General features: G+C 72.5%; 12 protein-coding genes. 1 reads left to right on the top strand and 11 read right to left on the bottom strand.

What is annotated here, in order from left to right; all coding sequences use genetic code 11:
- Nucleotides 1–6 precede the first annotated feature (6 nt).
- From EDD39_RS32375 to EDD39_RS32330, 10 genes are all read right to left on the bottom strand, one after another.
- Nucleotides 7–684: a phosphatidylserine decarboxylase gene (locus tag EDD39_RS32375; RefSeq protein WP_123562840.1), complete on the bottom strand. Its 678-nt coding sequence runs from the start codon at nucleotides 682–684 to the stop codon at nucleotides 7–9.
- A 431-nt stretch (nucleotides 685–1,115) separates the two neighbouring features.
- Nucleotides 1,116–2,318, bottom strand: a complete 1,203-nt coding sequence (locus tag EDD39_RS32370) for an acyl-CoA dehydrogenase family protein (RefSeq protein ID WP_123562838.1) — start codon at nucleotides 2,316–2,318, stop codon at nucleotides 1,116–1,118.
- A gap of 140 nt (nucleotides 2,319–2,458) precedes the next feature.
- Entirely contained in the window at nucleotides 2,459–2,956 is a 498-nt protein-coding gene (locus tag EDD39_RS32365; RefSeq protein ID WP_123562836.1) for a MaoC family dehydratase, read from the bottom strand.
- 4 nt (nucleotides 2,957–2,960) lie between these two features.
- Nucleotides 2,961–3,938, bottom strand: a complete 978-nt coding sequence (locus tag EDD39_RS32360; protein WP_123562834.1) for an HpcH/HpaI aldolase/citrate lyase family protein — start codon at nucleotides 3,936–3,938, stop codon at nucleotides 2,961–2,963.
- A 19-nt stretch (nucleotides 3,939–3,957) separates the two neighbouring features.
- Nucleotides 3,958–5,982, bottom strand: a complete 2,025-nt coding sequence (locus tag EDD39_RS32355) for a protein meaA (protein WP_123562832.1) — start codon at nucleotides 5,980–5,982, stop codon at nucleotides 3,958–3,960.
- Nucleotides 5,982–7,319: a crotonyl-CoA carboxylase/reductase gene (gene ccrA / locus EDD39_RS32350; RefSeq protein WP_123562829.1), complete on the bottom strand. Its 1,338-nt coding sequence runs from the start codon at nucleotides 7,317–7,319 to the stop codon at nucleotides 5,982–5,984. Before ccrA ends, EDD39_RS32355 begins: the two co-directional genes overlap by 1 nt.
- Nucleotides 7,320–7,695: 376 nt before the next feature.
- Complete coding sequence (locus EDD39_RS32345; RefSeq protein WP_123562827.1) at nucleotides 7,696–8,607, bottom strand: TetR family transcriptional regulator; 912 nt, start codon at nucleotides 8,605–8,607, stop codon at nucleotides 7,696–7,698.
- Between the two features lie 194 nt (nucleotides 8,608–8,801).
- Nucleotides 8,802–10,577 carry a 3-hydroxyacyl-CoA dehydrogenase family protein gene (locus tag EDD39_RS32340; protein WP_123562825.1) on the bottom strand — a complete coding sequence of 592 codons (1,776 nt, stop codon included), beginning with the start codon at nucleotides 10,575–10,577 and terminating at the stop codon, nucleotides 8,802–8,804.
- Nucleotides 10,578–11,068: 491 nt separating this feature from the next.
- Nucleotides 11,069–12,556: an MFS transporter gene (locus EDD39_RS32335; protein WP_123562822.1), complete on the bottom strand. Its 1,488-nt coding sequence runs from the start codon at nucleotides 12,554–12,556 to the stop codon at nucleotides 11,069–11,071.
- A gap of 131 nt (nucleotides 12,557–12,687) precedes the next feature.
- Nucleotides 12,688–13,323, bottom strand: a complete 636-nt coding sequence (locus EDD39_RS32330) for a TetR/AcrR family transcriptional regulator (protein WP_030459335.1) — start codon at nucleotides 13,321–13,323, stop codon at nucleotides 12,688–12,690.
- Nucleotides 13,324–13,519: 196 nt separating this feature from the next.
- Between EDD39_RS32330 and EDD39_RS32325 the strand changes: the two genes are divergently transcribed.
- A complete protein-coding gene (locus tag EDD39_RS32325; RefSeq protein ID WP_123562820.1) occupies nucleotides 13,520–14,830 on the top strand; it encodes a type I glutamate--ammonia ligase in 1,311 nt (436 codons plus the stop codon).
- Between the two features lie 18 nt (nucleotides 14,831–14,848).
- Here EDD39_RS32325 and EDD39_RS32320 read toward each other — a convergent pair whose 3' ends face one another.
- Complete coding sequence (locus EDD39_RS32320; protein WP_123562819.1) at nucleotides 14,849–16,051, bottom strand: hypothetical protein; 1,203 nt, start codon at nucleotides 16,049–16,051, stop codon at nucleotides 14,849–14,851.
- Between the last annotated feature and the right edge of the window lie 44 nt (nucleotides 16,052–16,095).

Raw genomic sequence — 16,095 nt, 5'->3', positions numbered from 1 at the left:
TCCGGATCAGTCACGGTCAAGGCGAGTCACCCCGGCGGTGGTCTTCTGGCCGACCGTGACGCCGACCTCGACGCCCGCCGGCAGGTAGGTGTCGACGCGGGAGCCGAAGCGGATCAGACCGACCCGCTCGCCCTGCTCGACCTTGGTGCCGGCGTCCACGTAGGGGACGATGCGGCGGGCCACAGCACCCGCGATCTGCACCATCTCGATGTCGCCGAGCTCGGTGTCGAAGTGCCACACGACGCGCTCGTTGCGGTCGCTGTCCTTGTTGAACGCCGGGACGAACCCACCGGCGATGTGCTCGACGGACGTCACGGTGCCGGGCAGCGGCGCGCGGTTGACGTGGACGTTGAGCGGGCTCATGAAGATGGCGACGCGGGTGCGCCCGTCCGGCCACTCGTCGATGGACTGGACCACGCCGTCGGCCGGGGAGATGACTCGCCCGGCGCCGATCTCGCGCTCGGGGTCGCGGAAGAACCACAGCATGCCAGCGCTCAGGGCGCAGGCGGGCACGGCCGCCAGGGCCCACTTGCCGGAACGCCGGGTGAGGGCGGTCGTCACGGCGGCGGTGGCCAGCGTGGGAACGAACCACGGGGTGGCACCGCGCGCGATGGTCACGCGGGGGCGCCGACCCTCGGGTCCGGGACCCTGGGCGGAGGTGTGAGGGGACGGGCTGATGGGCATCGAGGACCTTTAGTCGCGGCCCCGCGCGGGGACACTGAATGGCCCCTGGACTGGGGGCCACCGCGGGGATCGAGTTGTTTGGACGGCTGCTGTCCGGGTGGATGCTATCGGGACCTGCCCGTATCTGGGCAAGCCGCCTGCTAGTCGAACTACGCCTGCCTGCGGAGTCGGGCACCTGCTATGCATACGACCGTAACCGGAGCGGAGGCGGTTCCCCAAGAGGTCGCGGGTCACGGGTGATTCACGTCTCAGTGACGGCGGCGTGACACGCGGTGTGCGGAGGCGACCCACCGGCGCGCACCTGGGGAAACGCGCCGGTGGGTCGCCTCGGGCGCCGGTCCGGCCCGGGGTCGGCTGACCAGGCCGGGGGCCGGACGCGGCGGCGACGGACGGCGGGCCGCACGCCCACCGTCCGTGCGGGGAGGGGGTCTTCAGTCGGCGAGCCGGTACTCCTCCAGCAGCCGGCGTCCCACGATCATCTTCTGGATCTCCGCCGTACCTTCACCGATCAGCAGCATCGGGGCCTCCCGGTAGAGCCGCTCGATCTCGTACTCCTTGGAGAAGCCGTAGCCGCCGTGGATCCGGAAGGAGTCCTCGACGACCTCCTTGCAGTACTCGGAGGCCAGGTACTTGGCCATGCCGGCCTCGAGGTCGTTGCGCTGGCCGCTGTCCTTCTTGCGGGCGGCCATCACCATCATCTGGTGCGCGGCCTCGACCTTGGTGGCCATCTCGGCGAGCTTGAACTGGATCGCCTGGTGCTCGGCGATCTTCTTGCCGAAGGTGGTGCGCTGCTGCGCGTAGGCGATGCCCAGCTCGAACGCCCGGCGGGCCACCCCGCAGCCGCGGGCGGCCACGTTGACCCGGCCGACCTCGACGCCGTCCATCATCTGGTAGAAGCCCTTGCCGGGGACGCCGCCGAGGATCCGGTCGGCCGGGACCCGGACGTCCTGCAGCACCAACTCGGTGGTGTCGACGCCCTTGTAGCCCATCTTCTCGATCTTGCCGGGCACGGTCAGGCCGGGAACGGTCTCGTTCGGCCCGAAGCCCGGGGTCTTCTCGACCAGGAAGGTGGTCATGTTCTTGTACGGGGTGCTGCCGCCCTCGTCCGTCCGGCACAGCACCGCGACGACGCTGGAGGTGCCGCCGTTGGTCAGCCACATCTTCTGGCCGTTCAGGACGTAGGAGTCGCCGTCCTTGACGCCCTTGGTGGAGATCGCCGACACGTCGGAGCCCAGGCCCGGCTCGGACATCGAGAAGGCGCCGCGCAGCTCGCCGGCCGCCATCTTCGGCAGGAAGTAGTCCTTCTGCTCCCGGGTGCCGTGCGCGGTGATCATGTGCGCCACGATGAAGTGGGTGTTCACGATGCCGGAGACCGACATCCAGCCGCGGGCGATCTCCTCCACCACCAGGGCGTAGGTGAGCAGCGACTCGCCGAGGCCGCCGTACTCCTCGGGGATGGTCAGCCCGAACAGGCCGAGCTGCTTCATGCCCTCGACGATCGCGGTCGGGTACTCGTCGCGGTGCTCGAGTTCGGTGGCGACCGGGATGATCTCCTTGTCGACGAACTCCCGCACGGTGGCGAGGATGTCCCGCTGGATCTCGGTGAGGCCGTCGGTCTGTGCGAGGCGTCCCATCGTGCGGCTCCGTGAATGCTCGTGAGGAAGAGGGTGAGGGGTGGGGGGCTCCGCGGCGCGTGGCTGCCGCGGAGCCCCCGGGACCGGGTAGGGGCGAAGGCCGATGACGGCGGCCCGCCCGTCCGGGGCTCTGAGGGCGGTCAGGCGAGCGGCTCGGGGCGGCCGGGCTGTTCCCCGCCGCGCTCCTTCACGTACGTCTCGGTCGGCACCATCACCTTGCGGCGGAAGGTGCAGACGACGGTGCCGTCCTGCTTGTAGCCCTTGGTCTCGACGTACACGATGCCGCGATCCGGCTTGGATGTCATGTGCTTGTCGAGAACTTCGGTCTCGCCGTACAGCGTGTCGCCGTGGAAGGTCGGCGCGACGTGCCGCAGCGACTCGATCTCCAGGTTGGCGATCGCCTTGCCGGACACGTCCGGCACCGACATGCCGAGCAGCAGCGAGTAGACGTAGTTGCCGACCACGACGTTCTTGCCCTGCACGGTGGTGGTCGCGTAGTTGGCGTCCAGGTGCAGCGGGTGGTGGTTCATGGTGAGCAGGCAGAACAGGTGGTCGTCGTACTCGGTGACGGTCTTGCCGGGCCAGTGCTTGTAGACCGCGCCGACCTCGAACTCCTCGTAGGTGCGTCCGAACTGCATCGCGTCACGCCCCCGCCGTCTTGTCGGAAACAGGCTGTTCGAACTTGGTGGTGCGCTCCATGCCCGCGGCCCGGCCCTTGCCCGCGATGACCAGGGCCATCTTGCGGCTGGCCTCGTCGATCATCTCGTCGCCGAGCATCGCCGAGCCCTTGGCGCCGCCGGCCTCCGAGGTGCACCAGTCGTAGGCGTCCAGGATCAGCTCGGCGTGGTCGTAGTCCTCCTGCGCGGGCGAGTAGATCTCGTTCGCGGCGCCGACCTGGTCCGGGTGCAGCACCCACTTGCCGTCGAAGCCGAGGGCGGCCGAGCGGCGGGCCACCTCGCGGTAGCCCTCCTGGTTGCGGATCTGCAGGTAGGGGCCGTCGATCGCCTGCAGGTCGTTGGCGCGGGCGGCCATCAGGATGCGCATCAGGATGTAGTGGTAGGCGTCGGCGCCGTAGCCGGGCGGCTGCTCGCCGACCACCAGGGACTTCATGTTGATGGACGCCATGAAGTCGGCCGGGCCGAAGATGATGGTCTCCAGCCGGGGCGAGGCGGCGGCGATCGCGTCGACGTTGATCAGGCCCTTGGCGTTCTCGATCTGCGCCTCGATGCCGATCTTCCCGACCTCCAGGCCCACCGTCTTCTCGATCTGGGTGAGCAGCAGGTCCAGCGCGATCACCTGCTGGGCGTCCTGCACCTTGGGCAGCATGATGCAGTCCAGGTTCTGGCCGGCGCCCTCGACGACGGTGATCACGTCGCGGTAGGTCCAGTGCGTGGTCCAGTCGTTGACCCGGACGACCCGGGTCTTGCCGCCCCAGTCGCCGTTGTTCAGGGCGTCCACGATGTGGTGCCGGGCGCTCTCCTTGACCAGCGGGGCGCAGGCGTCCTCCAGGTCGAGGAAGACCTGGTCGGCGGGCAGGCCCTGGGCCTTCTCCAGGAAGCGCGGGTTGCTGCCCGGCACGGCCAGGCAGGAACGGCGCGGACGGAGGCGGTTCGAAGACATTGAGGGTGTTCCTTCCGGGTCAGCTGGTCGCGGCGGTGGCCGCGGCCCACGGCTGGAGCCTGTTGGCCAGCCGGATCTCGTCCACGATCCGGCCGATGATGGTGGTGATGCCGAAGTCCTTGGGCGTGAACACGGCGGCCACCCCGGCGGCCCGCAGGACCTCCGCGTCGGCTGCCGGGATGATGCCGCCCACGATCACCGGCACATCCTCCACCCCGGCCCGGCCCAACCGCTGTATGACGTCGGGCACAAGCTCCGGGTGCGCCCCGGAGAGGATGGACAGGCCCACGCAGTGCACGTCCTCGGCGACGGCCGCCGAGACGATCTGCTCGGGCGTCAGCCGGATGCCCTGGTAGACCACCTCGAACCCGGCGTCGCGGGCCCGGACGGCGATCTGCTCGGCGCCGTTGGAGTGACCGTCCAGGCCGGGCTTGCCGACCAGCAGGCGCAGCTTGCCGGTGCCGAGCTCGGCGGCGGTGGCCGCCACCGCCTCGCGCACGGCGGCGAGTTCGCCGCCCGGCTCGGCCGCGACCGCGACCGGGGCGCCGCCCACGCCGGTGGGGGCCCGGTACTCGCCGAACACCTCGCGCAGCGCGAACGACCACTCGCCGGTGGTGGCGCCGGCCCGGGCGCAGGCCAGGGTGGCGTCCATCAGGTTCTCGTCGGTGGCGGCCACCTCCTTCAGGCGGGCCAGCGCGCCCTGCACGGCGGCCTCGTCGCGGCTGCCGCGCCAGGCGTCCAGGTTGGCCAGCACCGAGCGCTCGGAGGCCGGGTCGACCACCATGATGGCGGTGTCCAGGTCCGCGGTGAGCGGGCTGTCCTCGGTGCTGTCGAAGCAGTTGACGCCGATGATCTTGTCCTGGCCGGCCTCGATCCGGGCCCGCCGCTCGGCGTGCGAGGCGACCAGGTTGGACTTCAGGTAGCCGGACTCGACGGCCGGGATCACCCCGCCCATCTCCAGCACCTTGGCGATCTCCGCCTCGGCGCCGGCCAGCAGCTCGGCGGTCTTCGCCTCGACCACGTGCGAGCCGTCGAACAGGTCGCCGTACTCCAGCAGGTCCGACTCGTACGCCAGCACCTGCTGGATCCGCAGCGACCACTGCTGGTCCCACGGCCGCGGCAGGCCCAACGCCTCGTTCCAGGCCGGGAGTTGGACGGCGCGGGCGCGGGCGTCCTTGGAGAGCGTGACGGCCAGCATCTCCAGCACGATCCGCTGGACGTTGTTCTCCGGCTGCGCCTCGGTCAGGCCCAGCGAGTTGACCTGCACGCCGTAGCGGAACCGGCGCTGCTTGGCGTCCTCGATGCCGTAGCGCTCCCGGGTGACCTTCTCCCAGAGCCGGTTGAAGGCCCGCATCTTGCACATCTCCTCGACGAAGCGGACGCCCGCGTTCACGAAGAAGGAGATCCGGCCGACCACCTCGCCCATCCGCTCCGCCGGGACCTGCCCGGAGTCGCGGACGGCGTCCAGCACGGCGATCGCGGTGCACATCGAGTAGGCGATCTCCTGGACGGGCGTCGCCCCGGCCTCCTGCAGGTGGTAGCTGCAGATGTTGATCGGGTTCCACTTCGGGATGTGCGCCACCGTGTAGGCGATCATGTCGGTGATCAGCCGCACCGAGGGGCCGGGCGGGAAGACGTGCGTCCCGCGCGACAGGTACTCCTTGACGATGTCGTTCTGGGTGGTGCCGGTGAGCCCGGCGACGTCCGCGCCCTGCTCCTCGGCGACCACCTGGTAGAGCGCCAGCAGCCACATCGCGGTGGCGTTGATCGTCATCGAGGTGTTGGTGCGCTCCAGCGGGATCCCGTCGAACAGGGTCCGCATGTCGCCCAGGTGCCCGACCGGCACGCCGACCCGGCCGACCTCGCCGCGGGCGAGGACGTGGTCGGAGTCGTAGCCGGTCTGGGTCGGCAGGTCGAAGGCCACCGACAGGCCGGTCTGCCCCTTGGCGAGGTTGCGCCGGTACAGCGCGTTGGAGTCGCTCGCGGTGGAGTGCCCGGCGTAGGTGCGCATCAGCCAGGGTCGGTCACGTTCCTGAGCGGCCATCAGATGTCCCGGAAGGCGTTGATCTTGGTGAGGTGCTGCGCCCGCAGCTCGTGGTCGCGCACGCCCAGGCCCTCCTGCGGGGCCAGGCAGAGCACGCCGACCTTGCCCTGGTGCTTGTTGTGGTGCACGTCCAGCGCCGCCTGGCCGGTCTCCTCCAGCGAGTAGACCTTCGACAGCGTCGGGTGGATCTTGCCCTTGGCGACCAGCCGGTTGGCCTCGAACGCCTCGCGGTAGTTGGCGAAGTGCGAGCCGACGATCCGCTTGAGCGACATCCACAGGTAGCGGTTGTCGTACTGGTGCATGTAGCCGGAGGTGGAGGCGCAGGTGACGATGGTGCCGCCCTTGCGGGTGACGTAGACCGAGGCGCCGAAGGTCTCCCGGCCCGGGTGCTCGAAGACGATGTCCACGTCCTCGCCGCCGGTGAACTCGCGGATCTTCGCGCCCAGGCGCTTCCACTCGCGCGGGTCCTGGTTGTTCTCGTCCTTCCAGAACCGGTAGCCCTCGGCCGAGCGGTCGATGATCGCCTCGGCGCCCATCGCCCGGCAGATGTCGGCCTTCTGCGGGCTGGAGACCACGCAGATCGGGGTGGCGCCGCCGGCCAGCGCGTACTGGGTGGCGTACGAGCCGAGGCCGCCGCTGGCGCCCCAGATCAGCACGTTGTCGCCCTGCTTCATGCCGGCGCCGTTGCGCGAGACCAGCTGCCGGTAGGCGGTGGAGTTGACCAGGCCCGGGGAGGCGGCCTCCTCCCAGGTCAGGTGCTTGGGCTTGGGCAGCAGCTGGTTGGTCTTGACCAGGGCGATCTGGGCCAGGCCGCCGAAGTTGGTCTCGAAGCCCCAGATCCGCTGCTCCGGGTCCATCATCGTGTCGTTGTGGCCGTCCGGGGACTCCAGCTCGACCGACAGGCAGTGCGCGACGACCTCGTCGCCGGGCTTCCAGGCGTTGACCCCGGCACCGGTGCGCAGCACCACGCCCGCCAGGTCGGAGCCGAGGACGTGGTACGGCAGGTCGTGACGGTTCGTCAGCGGCGACAGGCGGCCGTAGCGCTCCAGGAAGCCGAAGGTGGAGACCGGCTCGAAGATCGAGCTCCACACGGTGTTGTAGTTGACCGAGCTGGCCATCACGGCCACCAGGGCCTCGCCCGGGCCGAGTTCGGGCAGTGGCACGTCGTCCAGGTGGAGCGACTTGCGCGGGTCCTTGTCGCGGCTGGCCAGGCCCGCGAACATCTGCTCCTCGTCCTTGTGGAGCGTCACGGCCCGGTAGGAGTCGGGCAGCGCCAGGGCGGCGTAGTCCGCGGACGTGGCGTTGCCGCTGAGGATCGCGTCGAGAATTTCCTGCATGGCTGCCTCCGAAGGCGTACCTGTGCGAGGGACACAGGGCGTCTGGGGGAGCCGGGAGCGGACACCGGCTTCGCTGAGGGTCTGAGGGTGGGTACTGCGGTGCGACGGAGTGGGTGGTGTCGCGTGGGTGCTGCTGGTCTCGCCCCCTCGGTAGGGGGCGCCGGCGGACGGCGCGCCGAGGTGGGGAGCCGCGGCGCCGCAGCCGGTGGGGAACAAGGTAGTGGCACCCTGTGCCACTCGTAAAGACACGCGGTGCCAAGTCATGACGTGAGCCAGGACACGCCGTGCCGGGCCGGCCCCGAAGACGCCGAAGGCCCGCTCCCGAAACCGGGAGCGGGCCTTCGAATCTGCCTGTGATCTGCGGAAACGGCCTGGATTACACCGGATTTCCGCTCGCCAGGGCGGCTCTGATGGAATCCACCACCAGCTCCAGCGGCGCGTCCGTCCGGGCGACTGTGATCAGTACCTCACCACTCGGACTGGCACTCAGTGCGCTCACCGCCGCAGGCTCCTCCCGTGGCACTCCGTCACCAATGGCACCGGGTGCCAGCGTGGTGCCGCGGCGGCGCGCCCCGCTCGGCGGGGTCGGCCAGAACGTCCCCCGGATCACCCCGAAGGAGTGGTCCAGCTGCGCCTCCACGTCGCCGTGGCCGCCGGCCCGCAGCCAGCGCCGCAGCACGTGGTTGTGCGCCGCGACCACCGCCGCCGCCGACACCTCGGCCAGCATCGAGTCGTCGTCCCCGCCGCGCTGCCAGCCCGGCGGGGTCTGCTCGGCCGCGTCGAACCGGCCCAGCAGGTAGCGGGTGAACAGCCGCTCGTAGCGGGAGACCACCGCGATCTCGCGCTCGCGCAGCGCCGGGACCTGCCGGATCAGCTGGTAGCGGGCCACCGACATCTCCGGCGTGGAGGCGTACATCCGCAGCACCTCCTTGATGCCCCGGCACACCACGTCCAGCGGGTGCTCCTCGGCGTCGGCGCTGGCCAGCAGGTCCGCCACCCGCACCAGGGTGTCGTCGTGGTCCGGGAAGATCGCCTCCTCCTTCGACCGGAAGTACCGGAAGAAGGTCCGCCGGGCGACCCCGGCCGCGGCCGCGATCTGGTCGACCGTCGTCTCCTCGTACCCCTGGGTGGCGAACAGCTCCATCGCCGCGGCGGTGAGGTCCTGGCGCATCTGCAGCCGCTGGGCGGCGGCCCGGCGGCTGCCCGGTCCGGACTCCGCCCCCGAACGCGACTGATCGGGCCCGGCGGCCGGCGGCTGCTGCTGGGGAGACGAGGTCTGGCGATCCATGTTCGGAACGCTACACGCACCCGGTGCGGCCCCGGCCGGCCTGCCCCGGCGCACCGGCGCCACCGGCGGCGCCACGGCGGGCCGGGGCCACCGCGAGGAGACCGCGCCGGTACCCCAAGGAGGCTTCGCCGCAAGCGGGTTGACGCCCCCGGCGGACGACGGACGGCCCTGCGGGGCGGGTACCGGGCGGCCGGTCATCGCCGTGCGTGGTCGCGGAAACCACGCCCCGTCTTGCGCCCCAGGCAGCCCGCCGCCACCAGGTGCTCCAGCAGCGGCGCCGCCGCCAGGCCCGGCTCCCGGAACTCCTGGTGCAGCACCTGCTCGATGGTCAGCGACACGTCCAGCCCCACCACGTCCAGCAGCTCGAACGGGCCCATCGGGTAGCCGCAGCCCAGCTTCATCGCGGTGTCGATGTCGTCCACCGTCGCGTAGTGCTCCTGCAGCATCCGCACCGCGTCGTTCAGGTACGGGAACAGCAGCGCGTTCACGATGAACCCGGCCCGGTCGCCGCACTCCACCGGGTGCTTGCGCACCTTCGCGCACAGCTCCAGCACGGTCGCCGTGACGTCCTCGGCGGTCAGCACCGTGGAGACCACCTCGACCAGCTTCATGGCGGGCGCCGGGTTGAAGAAGTGCATCCCGACCACGTCGCGCGGCCGCGAGGTGGCCGTCGCGCAGGAGATCACCGGCAGCGAGGAGGTGGTGGTGGCCAGCACCGCGCCCGGCTTGGCGATCGCGTCCAGCGCGGCGAACAGCTCCCGCTTGACCGCCAGGTCCTCCGCCACCGCCTCCACCACCAGGTCGGCGTCCGCCAGGTCCCGGTACGAGCCGGTCGGGGTGACCAGCGCCAGCGCCGCGTCCCGGTCCGCCCCGGACAGCCGGCCCCTGGCCACCGAACGCTCCAGCGACTTCGCCAGCTGCGCCTTCGCCCGCTCCGCCTTCTCCTGGCTGCGGGCCGCCAGCAGCACCGGGAAGCCCGCCTTGGCGAACACCTCCACGATGCCGGTCGCCATCGTCCCGCTGCCGCACACGCCGATGCTGCGCACCTCGCGCCCGGCCGCCCGCGGCCCCGCGTCCGCCTGCTGCTCCGGGACCGCCTTCGAGGAGCCCGGCGCCTCGTAGGTGTAGAAGCCCCGGCCCGACTTGCGGCCCAGCAGGCCCGCCGCGACCAGCTGGCCCAGGATCGGCGCCGGCGCGTGCAGCCGGTCCTTGGACTGCGCGTACATCGCCTCCAGCACGGTGCGGGCGGTGTCCACGCCGATCAGGTCCAGCAGCGCCAGCGGGCCCATCGGCAGGCCGCAGCCCAGCCGCATCGCCGCGTCGATGTCCTCCCGGGTCGCGTACCGGGACTCGAACATCGCCGCCGCCTGGTTCAGGTACGCGAACAGCAGGCCGTTGGCGATGAACCCGGCCCGGTCGCCCGCCGCCACCGGCTCCTTGTCCAGGCTCCGGGCCAACTCGGCCACCTGCTCGGCGGCCTGAGCCGAAGTCAGCACGGTGCGGACCACCTCCACCAGGCGCATGCTGTGCACCGGGTTGAAGAAGTGCACGCCCAGCACCCGCTCCGGACGGGCGGTGGCCGCCGCGATCCGGGTCACGCTCAGCGCCGTGGTGCCGGTCGCCAGCACCGTCTCCGGCGGGCAGATCCGGTCCAGCTCGGCGAACAGCGACCGCTTGAGCTCCAGGTCCTCCGGGACCTCCTCGACCACCAGGTCGGCGCGGGCCGCGGCGTTCAGGTCGTCACCGACCTCGATCAGCGCCAGCAGCGCCGCCCGCTCGTCGGCCGACAGCCGCTCGCGCTCCACCGCCCGCGCGGTGGACGCCTCGATCCGGCCCAGCGCCCGCAGGGCCTGCGTCGGACCGGCCTCCACGCCGATCACCCGACGCCCGCTGCGCGCGAGGGCCACGGCCACCCCGGCACCCATGGTGCCCAGGCCGACCACGGCAACAGTGGGGAAGGGACGCTCCATTGTCCGGACTCCTTAGTCATGGGCCCGTGCCGCGGCCCCCGCCACCGTCCGGCCGCGACAGCGCGACCCCGGACGGAGGGTGTGACGGGGGAGGGTGTGCCGACGGCACGGGAGAAACGGGAACGGAAGAAGAACAGCGGCACCCGCGATACGGACTGGTCCGCTCCAGTTCCGTCCATGGGCAGTGCCGTGGTGCTCAGGCGCTCCGACCAGATCATGAAGCGACGCCGACGCGCACACAGGGAGAAACGCGACCCACCGGTGCGGCTCCCGAAGCCCGGCGCTGGCGCGTGCCGACACTGTAGCCCAGCTACCGGCGGGTAGGAAGAGTCGGATCCGGGACGCGGCGCGGTCGGGCTCCCTGCCGTCGCGCCGTGACCGCCCCCCACCCGCGGGAGCGAGGAACTCGGGGAGTCCAGCCGCCGGGACGCCGAACGGCCCGCCCGGAGTGCTCCGGGCGGGCCGTTCGGTGCGTGCGGGGTGGCGGGGCGTCAGTGCGCCATGACCGGGACGGCGTCCTCGGCGGGGGCGCCCTCGGTGTGGTGCTCGGGCTTGCCGGCGTTGACCAGGGTGAAGGCGGTGATGCCGGCCAGGACCAGGATGCCGAAGGCCCACCAGATGGCGACCGAGTAGGAGTGCACCTGGGCCTGGAGCTGGAACAGCTTCGGGTCGGTGGCGGCGGCCGCGTGGGTCTTGGCCCAGGAGGTGCCGGCGCTGTGGGCGACGGTGCTCAGCAGGGCGGTGCCGATCGCGCCGCCGACCTGCTGGGAGGTGTTGACCATCGCGGAGGCGACACCGGCGTCCCGCGGCTGCACGCCGTAGGTGGCCAGGCTCATCGCGGGCATGAACGCGGTGCCCATGCCGAGGCCCATCAGGACCAGGCCGGGCAGGATCTGCCAGTACGAGGTGCCGACGTCGATCTGGGTGAGGATCAGCAGGCCGAGCGAGGCGACCAGGAAGCCGGGCGCCATCAGGTAGCGGGCCGGGACCCGGGTCATCAGGCGGGCGCCGATCTGGGTGGAGCCGGTGATCATGCCGGCCACCATCGGGAGGAAGGCGAAGCCGTTGACCAGCGGCTTGTAGCCCAGCACGCCCTGCATGTAGAGGGTCAGGAAGAGGAACAGGCCGAACATGCCGATCACGGCCATGCCGAGCGAGAGGTAGACGCCGCCGCGGTTGCGGTCGGTGATCACGCGCAGCGGCAGCAGCGGGGCCTTGACCCGGCTCTCGACCACCACGAAGGCGGCGAGCAGCACGGCGGCGGCCACGAACAGGCCGATGGTGCTGCTGTCGCCCCAGCCCTCCTGCTCGGCCCGGGTGAAGCCGTACACCAGGGAGACCAGGCCGGTGGTGACCAGCAGCACGCCCGGGATGTCGAGGCGGTTGCGGTTCAGGCCGACGGCGGGCTCGCGGATGACCATGACCGCGCCGAGGATGGCGACCACGGCGAACGGGATGTTGACGTAGAAGGTCCAGCGCCAGTTCAGGTACTCGGTGAGGGCGCCGCCCAGGATCAGGCCGATCGCACCGCCACCGCCGGCGACGGCGCCGTAGATGCCGAACGCCTTGGCGCGCTCCTTGCCGTCGGTGAACATCACGGCGAGCAGCGACAGCGCGGCGGGCGCGAGCAGCGCGCCGAACACGCCCTGCAGGGCGCGGGCGCCGAGCAGCATGGTGGTGTTGACGGCGGCGCCGCCGATCGCGGAGGCCGCGGCGAAGCCGACCAGGCCGACCATGAAGGTCCGGCGGCGGCCCCACAGGTCGGCGACCCGGCCGCCGAACAGCAGCAGGCTGCCGAAGGCCAGCGCGTAAGCGGTGATCACCCACTGGGTGGTGCTGTCGGCGAAGCCGAGGTCTTCCTTGGCGTGCGGGAGCGCGATGTTCACCACGGTCGCGTCGAGGACGACCATCAGTTGGGCGAGGGCGATGAAGACGAGCGCCTTCCACCGGCGCGGGTCCGGCTGGAGGGTGTCAGACATGGAGGTACCCACTTGTGTGTGCGAGAGCGTACGGAGGAGAGCAGGGTCGGGTCCGCCGTCGGGGGCGGTTCCTGCGGAGAGTCGGGGGGCGTTCGAAGCCGGTCGGCCCGCGCCCGGGCGGGGCCGAGGGGTCAGACGCGGGGCGTGAGGTCCTCCAGGGTCGCGGCACGGCCGGGCAGCGTGGACGGTGCGGGTGCCCGCAGGCCGTCCAGCAGCAACTGCAGGTGACGCCGGACGTGCGGGTCCAGGTCGAGGCAGCCGAAGCCGGGGAGCGGTCGGGTGAGCTGGGCCATGGCGACGACGATGTCGCCGGCGCCGACGTCGGTGCGGAGCAGGCCGTCGGCCTGGGCGCGCGCGATCAGGTCCTCGGTGACCTGCTTCATCTCGGCGCGGGCCGCGGTGAGTTCGGGTTCGTTCAGGTCGATCGTGTCGGACAGCAGGGGGCAGAGCGCGCCGATCCGCTCCTCGGCCGCGGCGTGCACGAAGCGGCTGAACGCGGCGAAGGAGTCGGGCTCCTCCGCGGTGGCCGCGTGCGCGTGCGCCACGATCCGTTCCATCACGGCGATCGACACCTGGTGGATCAGGGCCTGGCGGTCGGCGAAGTTCCGGTACAGCGTGGCGTTGCCGACGCCGGCCCGGCGGGCGATCTCGTCCAGCGAGGCCAGCGCCCCGTGCTCGACGAAGGCCTCCCGGGCCGCGGCGACGATCCGGGCCCGGTTGCGGGCCGCGTCCGCCCGGCGGACGGGAGCGGCGGTGACGACGGTCATGGTGCGCTCCCTTCGAGCGGCGGACGGTAGTGGGGATCCTCTCCCCGTTTCGTTGCGGACAGATGTCTAAACGGGGAACTGCTCCCCGGAAATTTCATCATCCGATGTGACCTGCGTCACATGCGTGCGGCCACGGACGGGTGACCCCCCGGCGCGCTCCCCCGGACCGCCCGAAACCCCTGGTCAGGATGGGTCCATGAGCACCGCAGAGCCGCGCGCCGACCGCGCCGCCGAGGCCCGGACGGCCGCCACCCGGATCGAGGCCCAGGGCGTCGACGGCGTGATCGTCAGCTGGGTCGACAACGCCGGCGTCACCCGGGTCAAGACCGTACCCGTCCGCGCCCTGGAGTCCGCCGCCCGGTGGGGCGTCGGCGCCGCCCCCTGCTTCGACGCCTTCCTGGTCGACGACTCGCTCGCCCCCTCCGGCAGCCCCGTCGGCGACCTGCGCCTGGTCCCCGACCTCGCCGGGCTGCGCCGCCTCGCCGCCCAGCCCGGCTGGGCCTGGGCCCCCGGCGACCGGTGGACCCAGCAGGGCGAACCGCACCCCGGCTGCCAGCGGCAGTTCGCCCGCCGCACCGCCGACGCGCTCGCCGAGCACGGCCTCGCCGTCAAGGCCGGCATCGAGGTCGAGTGGATCGTCGACGGCGGCGAACCCGGCCCCGCCTACGGCATGCGCCGCCTGATCGGCAACAGCGACTACCTGCGCGACCTGCTGCGCGCGCTGCGCGAACAGCGGCTTACCGTCCTCCAGCTGCACCCCGAGTACACCGAGGGCCAGTACGAGCTCTCGGTCGCCCCCGAGGGCCCGGTCGAGGCCGCCGACACCGCCCTGCTGGTCCGGCACACCGTGCAGGCCGTCTCACTCCGGCACGGCCTGCGCGCCAGCTTCGCCCCCGTCACCGCCCCCGACGGCGTCGGCAACGGCGGCCACCTGCACCTCAGCCTGTGGCGCGACGGCCACAACCTCGGCCACGGCGGCACCGGCCCGCACGGGCTGACCCGGGAGGCCGAGGCGTTCCTGGCCGGCGTGCTCGCCGAACTGCCCGCGCTGCTCGCCCTCGGCGCCCCGTCCGTGGCCAGCTACCTGCGCCTGGTCCCCGGCCACTGGTCCGGGCCGCACCGCTGCTGGGGCCTGGAGAACCGGGAGGCCGCGCTCCGCCTGATCACCGGCTCCGCCCCCGACCAGGCCAACGCCGAGATCAAGTGCTTCGACGCCGCCGCCAACCCCTACCTCGCCGTCGGCGGCGTGCTGGCCGCCGGACTGGCCGGCCTCGGCGGCGCCCTGCGGCTGCCCGCCGAGACCACCGGCGACCCCGACGGCGCGGCCGAACGCCTCCCCGACACGCTCGGCCGGGCCGTCGACGCGCTGCGCAAGTCGCAGGTGCTGCGGACCGCCATGGGCGAACAGCTCTGGCAGGCCGTCATCGACGTCCGCGAGGCCGAGATCGCCCGCTTCGCCGACCGCACCCCCGAGCAGGTCGTCGAAGCCGTCCGCTACCGCTACTGAGCACCGCCGCCCGCCGGCCTACCGGGCGTCCGGGGCCGCCCAGCGGGGGTCGAGCGCGATCCCGCGCAGCTGCTCCGCGGACAGCAGCGGCGGCTTCCCGGCGTCCGGCGACCCCGCGCCCGCCGGGTTCACCGCCGTCACCCGGACCCGGACGCCGTCCGGGCGCAGCACGTCCACCGCCGACTCGGTCGCCCCCTGCGAGCCCGGCACCTCCCGGGCCGTCGTGGCGCGCACCCGGACGCCGTCCGCCCCGGCCGGCACCGCCGCGAACCAGTCCCGGGCCGCCCGGTCGGCCCGCTGCGCGCGGACCGTCAGCACCAGCTCGTGCCCGTCCTGCGCGGCGGTCAGCCGCTGGCCGCCCGCCCACTCCGAGTCGCTCGCCGTCCGCAGCCCGGGCGGCAGCAGCTCGCGCAGCCGCACCGGCGACCCGTCCGGTCCGAGGGTGGCCCCGGCGGACGGGTCGTCGGGGGAGAGTCCGGACCGGAACGAGGCCCAGACCGGGTCGGCCGCCAGCGCCGCGAGCTGATCGGGCGTCAGCACCGGGGTCGGCCTGGTCCGGTCCTGGTGCTCCTGGTCGGCGAAGGAGTACGCGGACAGCACCACCCGCAGCCCGTCCGGGCCGGTGAAGGCGGCCGTGCCGGTGCCCCGCGGCCCGGGGTCCGGGTCCATCGCCCCGACCGTCAGCGAGCCGCCGTCCGGGCCCGGCCGCACCTCGCACACTTCGTTCGAGGAGTTCGACAGCGGGCAGCCGCTCTTCACCTGCCGGCCCCGCACGTCGGACACCAGCACCGTCACCAGGCCGGCCCCGTGCCCGTCGTCCAGAGTCAGCTCCGCCGACTCGCCCGCCACCCGGAGCCCGGCCACCCCGGACCAGTCGCCCGCCGACCGCAGGACCCGCACCCCCGCGGGCAGCCGCTCGGCCAGCGCCGACACCAGGGACGGCCCGTCCGCCGCGGCCCCGGACGGCCCGCCCGAACGCCCCGCCGCCGGACCGGCCGCCGCCCCGCCGCCCGGCGGCAGCAGCACGGCCGTCAGACCGCCCGCCGCCACCACCGCCGCGGCGGCGCCCGCCACCAGCGCCAGCTGCCGGCGCTGCCGGCGGCGGCCCCGGGCCGCGCCCGCCGCCACCAGGTGCGGCCCGTCGGGGCGGAAGCCGTCGCCGGTCCGGCGCAGGACCTGCGCCAGCCGGTCCTCGAAGTCGTGCTCGGACTGCTCGGACATGCGTGATCACCGTCTCTGTGAGGAGTTCCGTGGGGAAGTTCCGT

It is taken from the genome of Kitasatospora cineracea (assembly GCF_003751605.1).
Lineage (GTDB): Bacteria > Actinomycetota > Actinomycetes > Streptomycetales > Streptomycetaceae > Kitasatospora > Kitasatospora cineracea.
Note: the sequence above shows the minus strand (reverse complement) of the source record. Positions and strands in the feature narration are given on the sequence as shown.

Bases quoted from the DNA above. Each gene is read 5' to 3' on its own strand.
- EDD39_RS32375 (WP_123562840.1), bottom strand. From the start codon at position 684: ATGCCCATCAGCCCGTCCCCTCACACCTCCGCCCAGGGTCCCGGACCC.
- EDD39_RS32370 (WP_123562838.1), bottom strand. From the start codon at position 2,318: ATGGGACGCCTCGCACAGACCGACGGCCTCACCGAGATCCAGCGGGAC.
- EDD39_RS32365 (WP_123562836.1), bottom strand. From the start codon at position 2,956: ATGCAGTTCGGACGCACCTACGAGGAGTTCGAGGTCGGCGCGGTCTAC.
- EDD39_RS32360 (WP_123562834.1), bottom strand. From the start codon at position 3,938: ATGTCTTCGAACCGCCTCCGTCCGCGCCGTTCCTGCCTGGCCGTGCCG.
- EDD39_RS32355 (WP_123562832.1), bottom strand. From the start codon at position 5,982: ATGGCCGCTCAGGAACGTGACCGACCCTGGCTGATGCGCACCTACGCC.
- ccrA (WP_123562829.1), bottom strand. From the start codon at position 7,319: ATGCAGGAAATTCTCGACGCGATCCTCAGCGGCAACGCCACGTCCGCG.
- EDD39_RS32345 (WP_123562827.1), bottom strand. From the start codon at position 8,607: ATGGATCGCCAGACCTCGTCTCCCCAGCAGCAGCCGCCGGCCGCCGGG.
- EDD39_RS32340 (WP_123562825.1), bottom strand. From the start codon at position 10,577: ATGGAGCGTCCCTTCCCCACTGTTGCCGTGGTCGGCCTGGGCACCATG.
- EDD39_RS32335 (WP_123562822.1), bottom strand. From the start codon at position 12,556: ATGTCTGACACCCTCCAGCCGGACCCGCGCCGGTGGAAGGCGCTCGTC.
- EDD39_RS32330 (WP_030459335.1), bottom strand. From the start codon at position 13,323: ATGACCGTCGTCACCGCCGCTCCCGTCCGCCGGGCGGACGCGGCCCGC.
- EDD39_RS32325 (WP_123562820.1), top strand. From the start codon at position 13,520: ATGAGCACCGCAGAGCCGCGCGCCGACCGCGCCGCCGAGGCCCGGACG.
- EDD39_RS32320 (WP_123562819.1), bottom strand. From the start codon at position 16,051: ATGTCCGAGCAGTCCGAGCACGACTTCGAGGACCGGCTGGCGCAGGTC.